Source organism: Pseudomonas karstica (genome assembly GCF_009707515.1).
Lineage (GTDB): Bacteria > Pseudomonadota > Gammaproteobacteria > Pseudomonadales > Pseudomonadaceae > Aquipseudomonas > Aquipseudomonas karstica.
On sequence record NZ_WLYI01000017.1, the window covers coordinates 39790 to 59960 of the forward strand.

Here is a 20171-nt window from a genome sequence, read left to right on the forward strand (position 1 = left end):
CGTTACGTCCTTATGACAAAACGATCATTGAATCCATGTGACCTATTGGTTAGAACTTCACACAGGTTAGCGCCGCAATGACGCTGACACATTGGCTCGCCACGCCGGCAGCGAGCCACACCAACGGCAGAAAAAATCTGCCCGGCCTCGGACGAGGCTGAAGGATATCAAGACAGTCAACAAGTGAGGGAAACACCCTATGAGAAGACTTAAGCGTGATCCGTTGGAAAGAGCATTTTTACGCGGATATCAATATGGCGTTCATGGCAAATCCCGTGAGCTTTGCCCATTTACTCTACCGTCGGTACGCCAAGCCTGGATTAACGGCTGGCGAGAAGGACGCGGCGACAATTGGGACGGTATGACCGGCACTGCGGGGATCCACAGACTCAACGAACTTCACGCCGTCGGCTAATCAGGGCACTTAATTCCGACAACACTACGAATACGTAACGACTTAACCATGCACGCCCCATCCGGGCGGCGGGCTTCGGCCCAGGGGCTCCTTCAAGGAGCCCTTTTTTATGCGGCCCGTATTCAGCCTCTTGGCAAGGCAGCAATCGCATCCACCGACTGGCGAATCAACGCCGGGCCCTTGTAGATAAAACCGGAATACAACTGCACCAGGCTGGCACCCGCAGCCATTTTCTCGGCCGCATGCTTGCCTTCGGTGATGCCGCCCACGGCAATGATCGGCAAGCGCCCTGCCAACTCGGCAGCCAGGACCTTGACGATATGCGTGCTTTTGTCACGCACCGGTGCCCCGGAAAGTCCGCCACCCTCATCACCATGGGCCAAGCCTTCGACACCGACACGGCTCAGGGTGGTATTGGTGGCAATCACCGCATCCATTCCCGAATCCACCAGCGCCTGCGCCACCAATACGGTTTCTTCATCGCTCATGTCCGGGGCAATCTTGATCGCCAACGGAACACGCTTGCCATGCCGCACGGCCAGGTCTTCCTGGCGCTGGCGCAAGGCTTCCAGCAATTGCTTGAGAGAATCGCCAAATTGCAGGCTGCGCAAACCAGGGGTATTGGGCGAGCTGACGTTGACCGTGACATAACTGGCGTGGGCGTAGACCTTGTCCAGGCAACTCAGGTAATCATCAACGGCACGCTCTACAGGCGTATCGAAGTTTTTGCCGATATTGATCCCCAGGATGCCGCTGTACTTCGCCGCTTGAACCCGCGACAAAAGATGGTCGACGCCCAGGTTATTGAAGCCCATGCGATTGATGATCGCCTCCGCTTCCGGCAGACGGAAAATCCGTGGCTTGGGATTACCCGGCTGCGGTCGTGGCGTGACGGTGCCAATTTCAACAAAGCCGAAGCCCAGTTGCGCAAGACCGTCGATGGCCGTGCCGTTCTTGTCCAGGCCGGCTGCCAGCCCTACCGGGTTGGGAAACTCTAACCCCATCACCGACACCGGCATCTTGGCCGGCGCCTTGCACACCAGGCCATTGAGCCCCAGGCGTCCACCAGCACCGATCAGGTCCAGGGACAGATCATGGGAGGTTTCCGGGGAGAGTTTGAATAATAGCTGGCGGGCCAGGGTATACATGGGCGGGCTTGACTCGATTGGCAACGAAGGATGACAACGATTATAGCCAGGTGAAGGGCACAGGCGAAGCTCGGCGCACAGGCGATTCAATCATTGGTTACGCAGTGCCATCAATTCTTCGTACCGTTGCCAGATCTTTTGTGCATAACGAGCGCGTAACGCGTCACGCTTCGGCCCAGGACCGGCCCCCACATTGTAGGAACCCACCGCCGTCCAGTTGTAGCCGAACTGCTTGATGAAACCGGCAAGAATTGACGCGCCCACCCCCACCGACAGGCAAGGCTCGTCCAGCAACCGCTGCTCGGTAATCCCCTCCTTGAGCAAGCGTGGCAGGTGAATGCTGTTAATCTGCATCAGCCCGATATCACGGGTGCCATTGCTGTTACTGGCGTTCATGGCTTCGGCTCGATAGCCAGACTCTACCGCAGCAATGGCCTGCAGCAGCTCCGGCTCGATATTATATTGGCTCGCCGCCTCGGCCCAGCAATAAGCCTTGGCCTCACTGGACACGGCCAAGGCAATCAGCAACCAACCCTTGGTCCAGGCCTTTCTCACGTCAGCCTCCTCACTGGCTCACCTGCCCACAGGCCGGGCAAACGTGAACCGCGGGGGGCGTCGCCTGCCCTGAGGCATGAGTCACAGCTACGGGCCCGGCAAAGCGATAACCCTTGCCATAGATCGTCTTGATAAACCCCTTGTCACCCCTCAGGTGCCTGCGCAATGAACAGATGCAACGGGTCAAGGACTCCTCTGTCACATCGCGGCAAGACCAGGCTCTTTCCAACAAATGGTCCTTGGTGACCAGCACACCAGCCGAGGCAAGCAACAAGCGCAATACCTGCCACTCCTTGGGAGGCAACTGAATATCCGAGCCATCACCCGTCAGCCTGCCATCGCCATGTAGCGTCCAGCGGCCGAAGACCACAGGAGCGAGGGCCACCCCTCCACTACCTCGTCTATTCAAGCCTGCGTACTGACCGACCGACATCCAAAACTCCTTGATTCCCAACATGACGCACCAGAATTGTGGCGACTATAAAAGCCTGAAACCCGCCATACGGTAGGCAAGGACCCACAAATCCAAGGTTTTCTGGATACAAGCTGTAGGACGTTTCGATACCGGCGTGGCATTCATTGAAGAGCGAACGGCTCGGTGATGCGCTTGCGGGCCACCGTGGCATGTGCCTTGCTTTGACTTACCTATCACAGCCCCACCAACGACGGAGCGGGCCCAAGACAAAGGCGTCGTTACCCTCCAGTGGCTCCCACAGCCATACGCAGGAACGACGTTTTTTTTGAAAGAAAGGTAAGCGTTGATGAATGATTCGGTGGGCAACAGCCAGGCACGTAATCCCCTGGCCTGGGTCAACGGCAGTGATGCCCCGGAAAAAAGCAGCCTCGACCTGGGCTTCATGGCCTTGAGCGACTGCGCCTCGGTGGTAGTCGCCGCTACCCAAGGCTTCGCCCAACCCTATGGCCTGACGCTGAACCTCAAGCGCCAGTCGTCATGGGCCAATCTGCGGGACAAACTGGTCAGTGGCGAACTGGATGCCGCCCATAGCCTGTATGGGCTGATCTATGCCGTGCACCTGGGGATTGGCGGTGTGCCGCCCACCGACATGGCAGTGCTGATGGGACTGAACCAGAACGGCCAAAGCATCAACCTGTCCCGCGGCCTGCAGCAGCGAGGAGTGACCAGTCCTGAGGCGCTGGATCGACACGTGCACCAAAGCCGAACAAAACTCACCTTCGCCCAGACCTTTCCCACAGGCACTCACGCCATGTGGTTGTATTACTGGCTGGCCAGTCAAGGCATCCATCCCCTGCAGGATGTTGAAAGTGTGGTGGTGCCACCACCACAAATGGTTGCGCACCTGCAAGCCGGTCGAATAGACGGTTTTTGCGTCGGCGAGCCGTGGTGCGCCAGTGCGGTGAAGCAAAACCAGGGATTCACGTTGGCCACCACCCAGGCCATCTGGCCGAACCATCCGGAAAAAGTCCTCGGCTGCACCCGGGCCTTTGTCGAGCAACACCCCAACACCGCCCGCGTGCTGGTAATGGCGATTCTGGAAGCCAGCCGCTTTATCGAGCAAAGCCCTGAAAACCGCCACTCCACCGCACAATTGCTCAGCGCCCGGGAATATCTGGATGCCCCGCTCGACTGCATAGAGCCGCGTCTGCAGGGGAACTATGATGACGGCTTGGGGAGCCACTGGCAGGACCCCCACGCCCTGCGTTTTCACGGCGGCGGCGAGGTCAACCTGCCTTATTTGTCCGATGGCATGTGGTTCATGACTCAGTTTCGCCGCTGGGGTTTGCTGCGCGAAGACCCGGACTATCTCGGCATCGCCCGACAGGTGCAGCAACTGGAGGTGTATCGCCAGGCCGCGACTGCCGTGGGTGTGGCCGCCTGGGGCGAGGAAATGCGTAGCAGCCAGTTGATCGACGGCAAAGTCTGGGACGGCTCTGACCCGGCCGGCTATGCCCGCAGCTTCCGCCTGCATGCCATGGCCGACAACGCCAACCGACAAGCCCAACGCTGACAGGAGGATCTTATGCTGCGAATCCTGCTGATCAACGATACCCCGCGCAAAGTCGGACGCCTCAAGACCGCGCTGACCGAAGCCGGCTTTGAGGTCATCGACGAATCCGGACTGACCATCGACCTGCCGGCACGCGTCGAAACGGTGCGTCCGGATGTGATTCTGATCGATACCGAGTCACCGGGCCGCGATGTCATGGAGCAAGTCGTGCTGGTCAGTCGCGACCAGCCCCGACCCATTGTAATGTTCACTGATGAGCACGACCCAGGGGTGATGCGCCAGGCAATCAAGTCTGGGGTCAGTGCCTATATTGTCGAAGGTATCCAGGCCCAGCGCCTGCAACCGATCCTCGACGTGGCCATGGCTCGCTTCGAGAGCGACCAGGCCTTGCGCGCGCAGTTGCAGGCCCGGGACCAGCAGTTGGCGGAACGCAAGCGTATCGAGTTGGCCAAGGGTTTATTGATGAAAATGAAGGACTGCAATGAGGAAGAGGCTTACACCCTGATGCGTCGCCAAGCCATGAGCCGGCAACAAAAACTGATCCAGGTAGCAGAGCAGATTATTGCCATGAGCGAGCTATTGGGCTGATCCCTGTAGGAGCTAGCTTGCTCGCGAAAACCCCGAGAGCCCCGGGTTAAACCAGAAAGCCTGCGTAATCGTTGACGGCCTTCGCGAGCAAGCTCGCTCCTACTTTGGCTCAGGACTTGCTTAGCAATCACTACAGGTAGCCAACGGCGGTTGCCCCTTCCACGACAAAGGCGTCGCACATCCGGTTTGCCCACGCGAACCCGGTGCGGCGTTTTTTCGTTTTGGCCCCATGGCCCGGGGCCGGTGGGGCGGCCTTAGCCAGCTGCTTCATCACAAGGCCTTCTGACAAGACCCCCTTACCGCTGAGGTGCGTGATGACATCAAGCTTCTGGAAATCCGGCCATACCCCAACCTTGTTTGCCGCATTCCTGTATTTCGACCTGAGTTTCATGGTCTGGTACGTGCTGGGCCCACTGGCGGTGCAGATTGCCGCCGACTTGCACCTGACCACACAACAACGCGGGCTGGTGGTGGCAACGCCAATCCTCGCGGGGGCTGTCCTGCGTTTTCTGATGGGCATGCTGGCAGACAAACTGTCACCCAAGACCGCCGGGCTGATCGGCCAAGTGATTGTGATCGTGGCCTTGTTCGTCGCCTGGAGGCTGGGGATTCACAGTTATGAACAAGCGCTGCTGCTAGGGATGTTCCTTGGCATGGCCGGCGCCTCTTTCGCCGTCGCCCTACCCCTGGCGTCCCAATGGTACCCGGCCGAACATCAGGGCAAAGCCATGGGTATCGCCGGTGCCGGCAACTCCGGGACGGTATTCGCCGCCCTCCTCGCCCCCGTACTGGCGGCCGCCTTTGGCTGGAGCAATGTGTTTGGCTTCGCCTTGATTCCGCTAATCCTGACGCTGATTGTCTTCACCTGGCTGGCGCGCAATGCCCCCGAACGGCCAAAAGCCAAATCCATGGCCGATTACTTCAAGGCCCTGGGTGACCGCGACAGCTGGTGGTTCATGTTCTTCTACAGTGTCACCTTCGGCGGGTTTATCGGACTGGCCAGCGCCCTGCCCGGCTACTTCAACGACCAATACGACTTGAGCCCTGTCACCGCCGGCTACTACACCGCCGCCTGCGTATTTGGTGGCAGCCTGATGCGCCCATTGGGCGGTGCCCTGGCCGACCGTTTCGGCGGGATTCGCACCTTGCTGGGCATGTATGGCGTGGCGGCGGTCTGTATTACGGCAGTGGGTTTCAACCTGCCGAGTTCCTACGCTGCCCTGGCGCTGTTTGTCTGTACCATGCTCGGCCTGGGCGCCGGTAATGGCGCGGTATTCCAGCTAGTGCCTCAACGTTTTCGCCGGGAGATCGGCGTGATGACCGGCCTGATCGGCATGGCGGGTGGTATCGGCGGCTTTGCCCTGGCGGCAGGCATGGGAGCAATCAAGCAGAACACCGGCAGTTATCAACTCGCGCTTTGGCTGTTCGCCAGCCTCGGTGTACTGGCCTGGTTCGGCTTGCATGGGGTCAAGCGCCGTTGGAGAACCACCTGGGGCTCGGCGGCCGTGACCGCCGCGCGGGTCTGATGAGCCTGCAACTGAGCTTCGCCCAGGCTAGCGCCATCGGCCCACGGGAGGAAAACCAGGACGCCGTGCGCCTGGTCACCCCCATGCCTGAGCTGGCCGCCAGCAAAGGCTATTTATGCGCCATCGCCGACGGTGTCAGCCAGTGCGCCGACGGCGGCCTGGCTGCCCGTTCGACCTTGCAGGCCCTGGCCCTGGACTACTACGCCACGCCGCAAACCTGGGGGGTGGCCCAGGCTCTGGAGCGCTTGCTGCTTGCGCAGAATCGCTGGCTGCAAGCCCAAGGCGCAGGTTTGCCGCTGCTGACGACTCTCAGTGCCCTGGTGTTTCGCGGGCAGCGCTTCACTCTGGCGCATGTCGGCGACTGCCGGGTCTATCGCTGGCGCGATGGCACGTTGCAACGCATCAGCGAAGAACACGTCTGGGAACAACCGGGCATGCAGCATGTGCTCAAGCGAGCCTTGGGCCTGGATCAGCACCTGATCGTGGATTTCCTCGAGGGTGAATTGCGCGAGGGTGAATGCTTCCTGCTGCTCAGCGATGGCGTCTGGGCAACGCTGGGCGATCACAGCATCAGCGCAATCCTGCGGGAACAATCAGACCTGGACCTCGCCGTGAACACCTTGGTCAACGCCGCGCACTTGGCTGGCAGCTCGGACAACGCCAGCGCGCTGCTGGTGCGCATCGACCAACTTGGCGCCGCCACCCTCGGCGATGCCTTGGTACAACTGCGCCAATGGCCCTTGCCGCCCACCTTGAAAGCAGGACAACACTTTGAGGGTTGGCAGGTGGAGGCCGTGCTGGGACAGAGTCGACAGTCCTTGCTCTACCGGGTGCGGGATGCCCAGCAACAGCCCTGGTTGTTGAAGTCCCTGCCGACCAGCCACGACGATGACACCCAGGCCGCACAAGCCTTGCTCTCGGAGGAATGGTTTCTGCGCCGGGTTGCCGGGCGGGCATTTCCTGAAGTCCATCCGGCCAGCAGCCGTCAGCATTTGTACTACGTGATGCGCGAATACCCCGGCCTGACCCTGGCTGAACTGTTCAAGCAACAGGGCCCCTTGCCCTTGGCGCAATGGCAGTTCCTGGCCGAACGCCTGCTACGGGCGACAGGGTTATTGCACCGAAGGCAGATCCTGCACCGCGACATCAAGCCGGAGAACCTGTTGCTAGGAGACGATGGCGAACTACGGGTGCTGGATTTTGGCCTGGCTTATTGTCCGGGACTGTCCGAAGACCGCGCCCATCTATTGCCTGGCACCCCGAGTTTCATCGCCCCCGAGGCCTTCACGGGCGAGCGCCCGAGTGCACAGCAGGATTTGTATAGCGTCGGCGTCACCTTGTATTACCTGCTGACGGGGCATTATCCCTATGGTGAGATCGAAGCTTTTCAACGGCCCAGGTTCACCACCCCTGTCAGCGCCAACCGTTATCGACCCGACCTGCCCGATTGGCTGCAGCACAGCCTGGAACGGGCAGTGGCCGCACAACCTGAAGAGCGTTATGAGACCGCCGAGGAATGGTTATTGGTGCTGGAACAGGCTGATCGCCGCGAACTGAGCTTGCGTCCCCGGCCGCTGCTGGAACGGGAACCGCTCAAGGTCTGGCAGACCCTCGCCGCGGCTTCATTGTTGATCAATCTGGTGCTGGTGTACTGGCTGTTGCACCGCTAAGGGGCAAAACCCCTCGGAGGTTGCGCCAAACAGCCAATAAACCCAGGCATCGAGTCAGTTGGCACAACCACTGCATTAGTTTCCCCAACAACACACATAGCCGCACCTTCAACGTCGAAGGGGCGAGCTTCCCGAGAGAACGGGACCAGGACAAAGGCGTCCTCGCTAGGTAACTAGCGGGGACGCCTTTTTTGTTTGTGCAGGATTTGTCGAGCCACTTTCGGAGAACGACATGAAGAAACTCAAACTGGTGATGATCGGCAACGGCATGGCCGGGGTTCGCACCCTTGAAGAATTGCTCAAGTTGAGCAGCGAGCTGTACGACATCACCGTCTTTGGCGCCGAGCCCCATACCAACTACAACCGGATCCTGCTGTCGCCGGTGCTGGCTGGCGAGCAGACCTTCGAAGAGATCGTGCTCAACGACTTGAGCTGGTACCTCGAGAACAACATCAAGTTGCTGCTCAACCGAAAAGTAGTGCAGATCGACCGGGTCAAACGCAAAGTCATCGCCGAAGACGGCAGCGAGGCTGAGTATGATCGTCTGCTGATCGCCACCGGCTCGACCCCGTTCATCCTGCCAATTCCCGGCAACACCTTGCAGGGCGTGATCGGCTACCGCGACATCGCCGACACCCAGGCCATGATCGACACCGCCAAGACCCATAAACATGCGGTCGTCATCGGTGGCGGCCTGCTCGGCCTGGAAGCCGCCAACGGTTTGATGCTGCGGGGAATGCACGTGACCGTGGTGCACATCGGGGAATGGCTGCTGGAACGGCAGTTGGACAAAACCAGCGGTCAGCTCCTGCAAGCCGAACTGGAAAGTCGTGGCCTGGTGTTCCGCCTGTGCGAACAAACCCAGGCCCTGCATGACGCCGGCAACGGTCGCGTCGGCTCGGTACAGTTCAAGAATGGCGACGTGATTCCCGCTGACCTGGTGGTAATGGCCGCCGGCATCCGCCCCAACACCGAGCTGGCGGAAAAATCCGGCATTCCCTGCAACCGCGGGATTCTGGTCAACGACACCCTGCAAACCTACGATCCACGCATCTATGCGATCGGTGAATGCGCCAGCCATCGTGGTATTGCCTATGGCTTGGTAGCGCCGTTGTTTGAACAGGCCAAGGTCTGCGCCAATCATCTCGCCCAACTGGGCTTCGCCCGTTATCAGGGCTCGGTGACCTCGACCAAATTGAAGGTAACCGGCATCGACCTGTTCTCCGCCGGCGACTTCATGGGCAGCGAAGGCACGGAAACCATCACCCTTTCCGATCCCATTGGCGGTGTCTACAAGAAGCTGGTGATCAAGGACGACATCCTGGTAGGCGCATGCTTGTACGGTGATACCGCCGACGGTGGTTGGTATTTCCGACAGATTCGTGAGAACCACGCCATTGGCGAGATCCGCGATCACTTGATGTTCGGTGAAAATGCGATTGGCGACGTTGGTCATCAGGGCCAGGACAAGGCCATGAGCATGGCCGACAGCGCCGAAGTCTGCGGCTGCAATGGCGTATGCAAGGGCACCATCGTCAAGGCGATTCAGGAGCAGGGACTGTTCAGCGTCGATGACGTCAAGAAACACACCAAGGCCGCCAGTTCCTGTGGGTCTTGCGCAGGATTGGTGGAGCAAATCCTGATTAATACCGTGGGCGGTGCCGCCGACGTCAAACCAAAAAGCGAAAAAGCCATCTGCGGTTGCAGTGACCTCAACCACGGGCAAATCCGCCAGGCCATCCGCGACCAGCACCTGCTGACCATCGCCGGCACCATGAACTACCTGAACTGGCGTACCCCCAACGGTTGCGCAACCTGCCGCCCGGCGCTGAACTACTACCTGATCTCCACCTGGCCCGGTGAGGCCAAGGATGATCCGCAATCACGGCTGATCAATGAGCGGGCCCACGCCAACATTCAGAAGGACGGCACCTACTCCGTAGTCCCGAGGATGTGGGGCGGTGTGACCAACCCTTCGGAACTGCGCCGTATTGCCGATGTGGCCGACAAGTACAACGTGCCCATGGTCAAAGTCACCGGTGGCCAGCGCATTGATTTGCTGGGGATCAAGAAACAGGACCTGCCGGGAGTCTGGAAGGACCTCGACATGCCGTCCGGGCATGCCTACGGCAAATCCATCCGTACGGTGAAGACTTGCGTGGGCAGCGAGTTCTGCCGTTTCGGAACGCAGAACTCGACGCAGTTGGGGATCGAGCTGGAACATGACCTGTTCAATATGTGGTCGCCCCACAAGGTCAAGCTCGCAGTGTCCGGTTGCCCACGCAACTGCTCGGAAGCGGGAATCAAGGACGTAGGAATCATCGGCGTCGATTCCGGTTGGGAGATGTACATCGGTGGCAATGGTGGCATCAAGACCGAGGTGGCCGAGTTCTTCGTCAAGGTGAAAACCGCTGAAGAAGTGCGCGAATACAACGGCGCGTTCCTGCAACTGTACCGGGAGGAAGCATTCTATCTGGAGCGTACCGTGCATTACCTGCAACGGGTGGGCATGGAGCACATCAAGAAAGCCGTGCTGCAAGACCCGGAACGACGCCGTACCCTCAATGAACGCCTGCAATTCTCCCTGTCGTTCGAACAGGATCCCTGGAAAGAACGCCTGGAACAACCGCAGCTGAAAAAGGAGTTCGACACCATCCCTGTCAAACAGCTGGAGGTACTGGCATGAACTGGATGGATATCTGTGCCCTGGATGAAATCAATGCCCTGGGCTCACGCATCATCAATGGGCCGAAAGGCGAGATCGCGATTTTTCGTACCAGTGATGACGAAGTATTTGCCCTCGACGACCGCTGCCCCCACAAGGGCGGGCCATTGTCCCAAGGTTTGATCTACGGCAAACGAGTCGCCTGCCCCCTGCACAACTGGCAGATCGACCTGGCGTCCGGCGAAGCCCAGGCCCCGGATATCGGCTGCGCCCACCATCATCACGCACGGGTCGAAAACGGCCGGGTGATGCTGGCGCTGCGGGACGCCGGTTGATGAGCCGCCAGACCACCGCATCGACCTGCTGCTACTGCGGCGTCGGTTGCGGCGTGTTGATCGAACATGACGGCGAGCGAATCCTGGGAGTAAGCGGCGACCCCAGCCATCCGGCCAACTTCGGCAAACTGTGCAGCAAGGGTTCCAGCCTGCACCTGACGGGCGACCTCACGGCTCGGGCGTTGTACCCGGAACTGCGGCTGGGCAAGGACCTGGCACGCGGCCGCACCGACTGGGGTACCGCGCTGGATCACGCAGCCAACATCTTCGCCGAAACCATTGCCGAGCATGGGCCAGACAGCGTGGCTTTCTACATCTCCGGGCAACTACTGACCGAGGATTACTACAGCTTCAATAAACTGGCCCGGGCGTTGGTGGGCACCAACAATATCGATAGCAACTCCAGGTTGTGCATGTCTTCGGCCGTGGTGGGCTACAAACGCAGCCTGGGGGCCGATGCACCGCCGTGCAACTATGACGACTTGGAGTCGAGCGACTGTGTACTGATTGTCGGCAGTAACATGGCTTACGCCCATCCGGTGTTATTCCGACGCTTGGAGGAAGCCAAAGCTCGTCGTCCACAAATGAAAGTAGTGGTGATTGACCCACGACGTACCGACACTTGCGACCTCGCAGACCTGCACCTGGCAATTCTGCCGGGTACAGATGTCGCATTGTTCCATGGGATTTTGCACCTGCTGCTCTGGGAAGACTGCATAGACCGCAACTTTATCCAGGCCCACACCGAAGGCTTGGCCGAACTGAAGAAGCTGGCGCACGATTACACGCCGCAAATGGTTTCGCAGCTATGCGGGATCAGCGTCGAGCAACTGCGGCTATGTGCGGAGTGGATCGGCACCTCGCCCAGTTTTCTCTCGCTGTGGTGCATGGGGCTCAATCAGTCCACCGCCGGCAGCGCGAAGAACAGCGCGCTGATCAATCTGCACCTGGCCACCGGCACCATTGGCCGGCCGGGCTGCGGGCCATTCTCCCTGACCGGTCAACCCAACGCCATGGGCGGTCGGGAAACCGGCAGCCTGTCCAACTTACTGCCTGGGCATCGCGAGGCCGCCAACCCTGGGCATCGAGCAGAAGTCGCCGCTTACTGGGGTGTCGATCAATTGCCCGCCAGCACTGGGCTGACGGCCATCGAGCTGTTTGAGCAGATGCAAACGGGAAAGATCAAGGCCCTGTGGATTGCCTGTACCAATCCAGCACAATCGCTGCCAGACCAGAACAAGGTGCGACAAGCCCTGGCGATGTGCCCCTTTGTGGTGTTACAGGAAGCCTTTCGTACCACCGAAACCGCTGCTTTCGCCGACCTGCTGTTACCCGCCGCCAGCTGGGGGGAGAAAGAAGGTACGGTCACTAACTCCGAGCGACGAATTTCCCACGTACGCCGCGCCATCACCCCACCGGGTGAAGCACGACCGGACTGGGCGATTACTGTGGATTTCGCTCAGCGTCTGGAGCACCGCATGCGCCCTGGGCTGAGCAGCCTGTTCGCCTTTGAGCAACCGGCGCAGATCTTTGATGAGTACAAGGCCCTGACCCGCGACCGCGATCTCGATCTGTCGGGCATCAGCTATACCCTGCTCGACCGTATAGGGCCGCAGCAATGGCCATTTCCCACAGGGGCACTGGCCGGTACGCCACGCCTGTACACCGATGGCATCTTCCCAACCGAAAGCGGCCGTGCGCACTTTGTCGCCGACCCCTACCGCGCCGCCAAGGAGCAGCGAGACGCACGCTTCCCCCTGACCCTGATCACTGGCCGCCTGCGCGATCAATGGCACGGCATGAGCCGCACCGGCACCGCTGCGCAATTGTTCGGCCATGTCAGCGAAGCCTTGCTGAGCCTGCATCCGGACGAACTGCGGCGGCATCGTTTCAAAGAGGGGGACTTGGTCAGTCTCAAAAGCCGGCGCGGCAGTGTGATTGTGGCGGTAACGAGCGACGACAGCGTGCGTACTGGCCAGGCCTTCCTGCCTATGCATTGGGGCGACCGTTTTCTCAAGGGGGGCATCAATGCCCTGACCCAACCGGCGTTCGATCCCTTATCGAAACAACCGGAACTCAAACACAGTGGTGTACGCCTGGAGGCCGTAAAGCTGCCATGGCAACTGTTCGCCCTGATCGAAGGCAATGTGCAGCAACACTTTGAAGCCTTGCGACCACTGTGCGAGGGCTTTGCCTACGTCAGCTTGAGCCTGGCCGGGCGGGAACGGCCGGCACTGCTGATCCGTGCGGCCCACGGTGAGGCGCCTGACTTGCAAGTGCTCAAGCGCATCGACCAACTGCTGGGCCTGAACGATGGACCGGTAATGGCCTACGACGACCCCCGCCGCTCCATCGGCAAGCGGGTAAAAATCGAGAAGGGCCGCATCACAGCCATCCGCTTGGCCGGGGAAACCCTCGCCCGCCATTGGTTGCAAAGCCTGTGGCTGGAAGGTCGCAGCGATGAACAGTTACGCCGTTGGCTGTTGGCACCATTGAGCGCGCCACCGGGTGACGCCGCAGGAGCAACCAGCCACAAGATAGTGTGCAATTGCAAAAATGTCAGCGAAAGCGCGGTCTGTGCCGGCATTGCCCGAGGGCTGGACCTGAACGGATTGAAACAAGAGTTGGGCTGCGGTACGCAATGTGGCTCCTGTGTACCGGAAATCAAACATCTATTGGCCAGCAGCACCCAGCCAATCGCAATCAGTGTGTGAGGGAGTGAATATGAACGCAAAAGTCTGGCTGGTGGGCGCAGGCCCCGGTGACCCGGAACTGCTGACCCTCAAGGCGGTGAGAGCCCTGCATGAGGCCGATGTGGTGCTGATTGATGACCTGGTCAATCCGGCAGTGCTTGAACATTGCCTTGACGCCCGGGTGGTGACTGTTGGCAAACGGGGTGGCTGCCGCTCCACCCCGCAAGACTTTATCCACCGCCTGATGCTGCGCTATGCCCGCCAGGGCAAGTGCGTGGTGCGGCTTAAAGGAGGCGATCCGTGCATTTTTGGTCGTGGTGGTGAGGAAGCCTTTTGGCTGCGGGAGCGGGGGGTCGAAGTGGAACTGGTCAACGGCATTACCGCAGGACTTTCGGGGGCGACCAACTGCGATATTCCACTGACATTGCGGGGGGTCAGCCGTGGCGTCACCCTGGTGACCGCACACACTCAGGATGACAGCTGCCTAAATTGGCGAGCACTGGCAGAGGGTGGCACGACACTGGTGGTGTATATGGGCGTGGCGAAACTGGGAGAGATCCAACAGCAATTGCTGGCCGCAGGCATGGACGCCGATATGCCGGTGGCGATGATTGAGAATGCGTCATTGCTGACACAACGGGAGTGTCGCAGTGAGCTTTCCTGCATGCAGGACGATGCACGGGATTTCGCCTTGAAGAGCCCGGCGATCCTGGTGATCGGGCGGGTTGCAGCAATGGCACAAGCAGCACACGCCATGGTAATGGCAAGCGCCTGAGGCAGATTCAAGACGAAAAAAAGCCCGGCCTAAGCCGGGCTTTTTTCTACCACTCAGTAATTACTGAGCTTGAGCTTCAACCGAGGCTTCTACGCGACGGTTAACAGCACGACCTGCGTCAGTTGCGTTGTCAGCAACTGGGCGGGATTCACCGTAACCAACCGAAGTTACACGGTTAGCTTCAACGCCATCACTGACCAGGACTTGCTTAACAGCGTCAGCACGACGCTGGGACAGCTTCTGGTTGTAAGCGTCTGGACCGATGGAGTCAGTGTGACCAGCAACTTCAACGTTGGTAGCTGGGTACTGCTTCATGAAGTCAGCGAGGTTTTGCACGTCGCTGTAGCTGTCAGACTTGACAACCGACTTGTCGAAGTCGAACTTCACGTCCAGCTCAACACGAACAACCTGAGCAACCGGAGCTTCTGGCTCTGGAACTGGCTCTGGAGCAGGTGCTGGGGCAGGAGCTACTGCGCCGGCGTTACCGCCGAAGTTCACACCCAGACCAACCAGGGCAGCGTAGTCCCACTTGCCGTTGTCCATTGCGTAGTCAGCTTCAACACCGGCACGAGCGTACAGGTTGTTGGTGAAGTAGTACTTCACGCCGGTACCGATGATAGCCAGGGTCGACTGATCGCGACCGCTGTGACCGTCAGCTTTGACGCTACCACGGCTCTGGTGACCGAAACCGCCTTCCAGGTATGGACGCAGGGAGTCGACGCCAGCCTGACCGAAGTGGTAGGTAGCAACCAGGCTACCAGTATCACCACCAATCTTCTGGTTGCCAGTACCGTTGTTCGAACGGGTGTGGTTGGTTTTGTCGTAGCTGAGGTTCAGCTCGAGGTCGTCGGTCAGGAAATAACCAATGCGAGCGCCTGGATTGAAGCCGTCTTCGATATTTTTGACGCTATCGTTGTACTGCTTCTTGTAGAACAGCTCGCCTTCAACTGCGCCTTGGCCTTGTGCCAGAACGCCGAAAGAAGTAGCGGCAATAAGAGAACCAATGGCCAAGCCCAAGGTGTTTTTCAGTTTCATCCGTTAAATCCCCATCTGGTGATTGTAAAGCAGTCCCACATACCGGGGGACAACTCGGTGACAAGTCTAACAGAACTTGCCTACACGTAAGAGATATTTGCACTGAACTAAGTTTCAGTACCGTCCGCAAATTTCTCACGTAATTTATCAAGAGCACGTTTGTAACGCATTTTTGTAGCACTCAAACCCATATGCATGATGTCAGCGATTTCCTGAAACTCCAGCTCTGCGACAAATCGTAGCACCAAAATTTCCCGGTCAATCGGATTCACATGCACCAACCAGCGATCAAGCCCGCCCTTCTCCTCAGGTGTCGGCGTCTTTTCTTCAGTCGCTTCCTCAAGGGGGTCCAGACTTAAAGCGTCCATCAAGCGACGCTTTCGCCGTTCCTTCCGATACTGCGTGATGCACTCATTGTACGTGATGCTGTAGAGCCAGGTTTTGAACTTCGATTTACCCTCAAAGTTCTTCAGGCCATACAACACCTTGAGCATCACTTCCTGACAGACATCATCCGCATCCCGATCGTTCCCCAAATATCTTGAACAAACGTTGAACAAGGTGCGTTGATACCTGCGCATCAACTCTTCGTACGCCCGTGTTACGTGAAACAGCTCCGTGTGCGAGCGCGCGACCAACTCCTCATCAGAGAGTTCACGGGGGTCATAGCGCGTGGACAGCGTTTGGGCTTTATTCAAAACAAGTCGTGCCGACAGTCAGGTCAATGTCCGCCACAGCCCGGGTACCCAAGGTTGCGGCGGCGTACATTAGCAGGGTTGCCGGATTAGCGGCTACTCACATGCTGTTCCAGCAGAATCCGATTGGACAACGAAATCAGTTCGCCATCATCGGTCAGCACTGTTGTCTTAACCGTACCGATCTCCTCGATCTGCCCTTCGACCTCGCCCACACGCACGTGCTGCCCAACCTGGTACAACTCACGCACATAGATTCCCGCAAGAATCTGGCCGGCAATATCCCGGCTTCCCAAACCCATGGCCAGCGCTACAGCCAGACCAACGGTAATCAAAACAATCACAATCACATGGTTGAGAAGGTCAGTCTTGACCTCCAACTGGCTGATTGCGACCGAGATACTGATGATGATCACCAATCCCTGAACGATCCGCCCCAGGCCGCTGGCGTAATCCAGCCCTACTCCTTCAGCCGCGCCGCGAACCAACCCATTGGCCAATTGCGCCAGCAAGACTCCCACCAACAACACCAGCGCGCCGCCGAATACCTTGGGCAAATACAGCGCCAACATGTCGAGCGTAGCTGAAACTCGCTCAAGTCCAAGTGATTCAGCTGCAGAAACCAAAAAAATCAGCAACACGAACCAATAGACGATCTTGCCGATCAATGTCGATATCGGCACTTGCAGCCCGGCACGACCTAACAACTTGGTAAGGCCAGTGCCGCCCATCAAGCGATCAAGGCCCAATTTGGCCAGCAACTTGGACAGCAGGGTGTCGAGCAACTTGGCCACGACAAAACCCAGTAAAACCACTACAAGGGCGCCAAACAGGTTGGGAATGAAATTCGCCACCTTGGTCCACAGTGCAGTCATTGCAGTTACCAGACTCTGCGTCCAGAGATCAAGTTCCATATTCAATCAGCCTTATCAGCAGTGCGAGCAATAGGTTTACGACGGGAAACAGGGGAGACGTGGGCAGAACCATTGTTCAGGGCCATCATCAACGCCGGCAACCAACGACCGAGCAAACCGAACAGATCCCCCGCCCCTACCTGACGGTTGGCGGTTTTCAATACGCGGCCCAGACAAGCATCATCGTCCCGATTGGGTGGTGAGGCATTGAGCATGTCGCGTAAAGACTGTTCGAACGGATCGTGCATAAGTGACCTCTCGCAAGTGTTTTAAAAGACGAGGGTAAAATCCTTCAAGTCACAAGACCTTGTCGTACGTTCAGGTCATATTCAAGTCAAACCCAGCGCAAACGTCGAAACAACCACCACTGCCCCAGTGCCACAGACACCATCATCAAGCAGGCGATCAAGAACCCATAAGGGCTGGAAGAGAACGGAATCCCTCCCACGTTGATGCCCAGCAGCCCCGTCAGGAAACTCATCGGCAGGAAAATCCCGGTGATGATCCCGAAGCGGTACATGGTGCGATTCATGCGCACGCTCAAGCGCCGGTCTTCGGCCTCAAGCACAAGGCCCACGCGCTCTCGGGTCAATTCCAGCTCTTCCAGGTAGCGGGTCAGGCTGTTGTTCAACTCATTCCAATAATCAGCATCGTCGTCGACGAACCAGGACAACTTGGTGCGGGTCATCTGAGCGAAAATATCCCGCTGGGGTGATAAAAAGCGCTTCAGACCAGCGGCCCGCCGACGGATCTGCAAAACGCTGCCATGTTCAGGGGTATACCGTTCGTCGGCATCCAGTTTTTCTTCTTCAACATCGACGATTTCAGAAAGGTCACTGACCAGATCCTGCACCTTGTTGGTCAGGTACTGCGCCATATAAAGGATAAGTTCCGATGCCGTTTTAGGCCCTGTACCGCTCGCCAACTGCACCAGCAACTCATCGGTGGCGCGCAACGGTCGCAGACGCAGCGAAATGACCCGCGAAGCCGCGGCGAAAATCCGCACCGACACCATGTCTTCCGGCTCGGCCCCGGGATTGAGGTTGACCCCACGCAAGAACAACAGCAATTCGGCGTCCGGCAGCGCTAACAAGCGTGGCCGGGTGTTCTCTTCCAGCAGCAAGTCACAGGCAAATTCGCTCAAGCCGCTGGATTTGCGCAACCAGGTCTGGGTCTGGGGATGGCTGCGATCCCAATGCAGCCACAGGCTTTCCTGGGGTTGCAGTTGCAGTTCATCCAACTCGGTCCGGGCAATCGAACGCGCACCGCCTTTGCCATCCAGCACCAGGGCATGCACCAACCCCCATTGCGCGTTTTCTTCCTCGAACATCCTTACCCCTAGTGGCTATCGCAATTTATTCAGGCATTTTCAGCGCGCGGGGAGAGATGATCACGCCGTTATTGTCGGCATAGACATACTCACCCGGACGGAACGTCACGCCAGCAAAGGTCACAACCACGTTCAAATCGCCGAGGCCACGCTTGTCGGTCTTCATCGGATGGCTCGCCAGGGCCTGTACGCCCAGGTCGGTTTGGGCGATGACGTCGACATCGCGGATGCAACCGTAGATCACCAACCCTTCCCAGCCGTTTTTCGCGGCTTTCTCGGCGATCATGTCACCGAGCAGGGCACAACGCAGGGAACCGCCACCGTCGACCACCAACACTTTACCTGTGCCGTCCAACTCGGCTTGCGACTTGACCAGGGAGTTGTCCTCGAAGCACTTGATGGTAACGATCTGGCCACCAAAGGAATCTCGGCCACCAAAATTGCTGAACATCGGCTCGACCACCTGCACCAGCTCCGGGTAGGCATCACACAGGTCGGGGGTAATGTAATGGTTCATCGGGAAACTCCTGCAGGTGAAAAGAAGTGTCGAACAGCCCACGGCTTACATCAGCCCTTTAACTCAGGAAAACGCATCGCAACGAGGATTCTTTAGGTCAGGCTCGTTGTGGCCGGCAATGATCAGCCCCGCTCAGGTGTAACGCAATAGCCACTGCGCGACTGAATATAACCAGAACAGCTCGATGCCTCATATCCTAGCTGCAACCACAAACCAGCGAAACGTCCTTGGTAGAGCCTTCTTTTTCAAAGTGCCGCGATCACCTGAGGTGGCGATCCAACCAAAGGTGCCAGCGGATCTCTCAGCCAACGTTGCACCAACGGCCAGACTTCGGCCTGGGCTGCTTTGCTGACCAACATCTCGACATGCCCGAAGTCACCACCAAACCCTTGCTTGCGCCCCAGGCACAGATACTGACGGTGCTCAGAGCCAACCTGTTCGTAAAGTTTGCGGCAGGCCCAGTCCGGATCCTGATAATCGCCGGCGGCGCTCACCGCCAAAAGCGGTACACCCACCTCGGCCAGCCCGGCCCACCAATCGCCCTCAGCATCGCCAAAACGCCCGAACAAGCCGTGCCAACGCATGGTTTCCAGAGCCAAGCCGATAGGTTCGTCTTCGGGGCCGCGCTTGAGCCTGGTACCGGACAGCCGAGAGAAGCGCTTCAAGATAAACCGAGCGCCCCACTCCACCAGAGGAATCTTCAGTGGCCACCAAGCGCGACTGACCTGGCAACCAAACAATGCCACTGATGCCACCGCAGGTGCGCCCAGATACTGGCCACCCAACGCGGCTGCCAGCGTGATCCCTCCCAGAGAGTGACCAATCCAGTGGGGAACCTGCCCACTCTGCTCACAAACAAAGGCGGCAATGGCCGGCAAATCGTAACGAGCATAGTCAGCCACACGGTTTTTGGCGTAGTTCTGGTTGCGCCGGGACAAGCCGTGACCGCGCATTTCCGGGATCCATACGTCAAATCCCTGCCGAGCCAGATAGGCTCCCAGGCCAATACCCTTGGGCGAGTACCAGAAACGTCGATTGGAAAAGCTGCCATGCAGTAGCACGACCGGCACGCCGCGGCTTTGCGGGGCATCGGCCAAACCCAGACGGGTCAGGACCAATTCGACGGTGCCATCAGGGCTGTTGCCGGGTTTGAGACGATAGGCGTCTTCACTCAGGTCGCCACGACGCTCAGCGCTGATCAAGGCGACGGGAAACAAGTCACTGCTGCTTTGCATAATGCTCTTGCACAAAAAAGGGCGGCGTCCGGATGGAATTCCGCCCTGTACAGAATGAGAAATGCCGGTCAGCCGCAAGACTGACCG

The 20171-nt window shown here is 58.6% G+C and carries 19 protein-coding genes; 9 read left to right on the forward strand and 10 right to left on the reverse strand.

The genetic code is table 11. The features are described 5' to 3' along the window. The first annotated feature begins 199 nt into the window (after positions 1-199). Positions 200-415 carry a ribosome modulation factor gene (gene rmf, locus GIR22_RS13710; protein WP_002553055.1) on the forward strand — a complete coding sequence of 72 codons (216 nt, stop codon included), beginning with the start codon at positions 200-202 and terminating at the stop codon, positions 413-415. A gap of 122 nt (positions 416-537) precedes the next feature. On the opposite strand, the gene GIR22_RS13715 is transcribed toward rmf, so the two are convergent. The 3 genes from GIR22_RS13715 to GIR22_RS13725 form a co-directional block, all read right to left on the reverse strand. Beyond that, positions 538-1563 carry a quinone-dependent dihydroorotate dehydrogenase gene (locus tag GIR22_RS13715; RefSeq protein ID WP_154743849.1) on the reverse strand — a complete coding sequence of 342 codons (1026 nt, stop codon included), beginning with the start codon at positions 1561-1563 and terminating at the stop codon, positions 538-540. Positions 1564-1653: 90 nt separating this feature from the next. Next, positions 1654-2118 carry a transglycosylase SLT domain-containing protein gene (locus GIR22_RS13720; protein ID WP_178122246.1) on the reverse strand — a complete coding sequence of 155 codons (465 nt, stop codon included), beginning with the start codon at positions 2116-2118 and terminating at the stop codon, positions 1654-1656. 10 nt (positions 2119-2128) lie between these two features. Continuing rightward, positions 2129-2551: a winged helix-turn-helix domain-containing protein gene (locus GIR22_RS13725; protein ID WP_154743850.1), complete on the reverse strand. Its 423-nt coding sequence runs from the start codon at positions 2549-2551 to the stop codon at positions 2129-2131. A gap of 328 nt (positions 2552-2879) precedes the next feature. On the opposite strand from GIR22_RS13725, the gene GIR22_RS13730 reads away from it, so the two are divergent. The 8 genes from GIR22_RS13730 to cobA all read left to right on the forward strand — a co-directional run bounded on the left by GIR22_RS13730 (position 2880) and on the right by cobA (position 14358). Further along, entirely contained in the window at positions 2880-4106 is a 1227-nt protein-coding gene (locus GIR22_RS13730) for a CmpA/NrtA family ABC transporter substrate-binding protein (RefSeq protein WP_154743851.1), read from the forward strand. 12 nt (positions 4107-4118) lie between these two features. Next, positions 4119-4694, forward strand: coding sequence for an ANTAR domain-containing response regulator (locus tag GIR22_RS13735; protein WP_154743852.1), 576 nt, complete (start codon positions 4119-4121; stop codon positions 4692-4694). A 314-nt stretch (positions 4695-5008) separates the two neighbouring features. Then, positions 5009-6220 (forward strand): nitrate/nitrite transporter, encoded by a 1212-nt coding sequence (locus GIR22_RS13740; RefSeq protein WP_154743853.1) that lies wholly within the window; start codon positions 5009-5011, stop codon positions 6218-6220. Continuing rightward, positions 6220-7890 carry a bifunctional protein-serine/threonine kinase/phosphatase gene (locus GIR22_RS13745; protein ID WP_154743854.1) on the forward strand — a complete coding sequence of 557 codons (1671 nt, stop codon included), beginning with the start codon at positions 6220-6222 and terminating at the stop codon, positions 7888-7890. The genes GIR22_RS13740 and GIR22_RS13745 overlap by 1 nt, the downstream gene beginning before the upstream one ends. 232 nt (positions 7891-8122) lie before the next feature. Further along, complete coding sequence (gene nirB / locus GIR22_RS13750; protein ID WP_154743855.1) at positions 8123-10576, forward strand: nitrite reductase large subunit NirB; 2454 nt, start codon at positions 8123-8125, stop codon at positions 10574-10576. After that, the gene (gene nirD / locus GIR22_RS13755; protein ID WP_154743856.1) at positions 10573-10890 is read left to right on the forward strand and encodes a nitrite reductase small subunit NirD; all 318 of its coding nucleotides are present in this window, start codon (positions 10573-10575) and stop codon (positions 10888-10890) included. Before nirB ends, nirD begins: the two co-directional genes overlap by 4 nt. Then, positions 10890-13604, forward strand: coding sequence for a nitrate reductase (locus GIR22_RS13760; protein ID WP_154743857.1), 2715 nt, complete (start codon positions 10890-10892; stop codon positions 13602-13604). Before nirD ends, GIR22_RS13760 begins: the two co-directional genes overlap by 1 nt. A gap of 10 nt (positions 13605-13614) precedes the next feature. Further along, entirely contained in the window at positions 13615-14358 is a 744-nt protein-coding gene (gene cobA, locus GIR22_RS13765; RefSeq protein WP_154743858.1) for a uroporphyrinogen-III C-methyltransferase, read from the forward strand. Between the two features lie 60 nt (positions 14359-14418). Here the strand turns inward: cobA and GIR22_RS13770 are convergent, their stop codons facing one another. The 7 genes from GIR22_RS13770 to GIR22_RS13800 all read right to left on the reverse strand — a co-directional run bounded on the left by GIR22_RS13770 (position 14419) and on the right by GIR22_RS13800 (position 20084). Further along, positions 14419-15393, reverse strand: coding sequence for an OmpA family protein (locus GIR22_RS13770; RefSeq protein WP_154743859.1), 975 nt, complete (start codon positions 15391-15393; stop codon positions 14419-14421). Positions 15394-15500: 107 nt separating this feature from the next. Beyond that, entirely contained in the window at positions 15501-16091 is a 591-nt protein-coding gene (gene sigX, locus GIR22_RS13775) for an RNA polymerase sigma factor SigX (RefSeq protein ID WP_154743860.1), read from the reverse strand. Positions 16092-16177: 86 nt separating this feature from the next. Beyond that, positions 16178-17002: a mechanosensitive ion channel family protein gene (locus GIR22_RS13780; protein ID WP_154743861.1), complete on the reverse strand. Its 825-nt coding sequence runs from the start codon at positions 17000-17002 to the stop codon at positions 16178-16180. Between the two features lie 2 nt (positions 17003-17004). Then, complete coding sequence (locus tag GIR22_RS13785; protein WP_133101680.1) at positions 17005-17250, reverse strand: CrfX protein; 246 nt, start codon at positions 17248-17250, stop codon at positions 17005-17007. Positions 17251-17336: 86 nt separating this feature from the next. Then, entirely contained in the window at positions 17337-18332 is a 996-nt protein-coding gene (locus GIR22_RS13790; RefSeq protein ID WP_154743862.1) for a zinc transporter ZntB, read from the reverse strand. A 25-nt stretch (positions 18333-18357) separates the two neighbouring features. Then, the gene (gene rraA, locus GIR22_RS13795) at positions 18358-18849 is read right to left on the reverse strand and encodes a ribonuclease E activity regulator RraA (protein WP_154743863.1); all 492 of its coding nucleotides are present in this window, start codon (positions 18847-18849) and stop codon (positions 18358-18360) included. Positions 18850-19094: 245 nt separating this feature from the next. Beyond that, positions 19095-20084 carry an alpha/beta fold hydrolase gene (locus GIR22_RS13800; protein WP_154743864.1) on the reverse strand — a complete coding sequence of 330 codons (990 nt, stop codon included), beginning with the start codon at positions 20082-20084 and terminating at the stop codon, positions 19095-19097. Positions 20085-20171 lie beyond the last annotated feature (87 nt).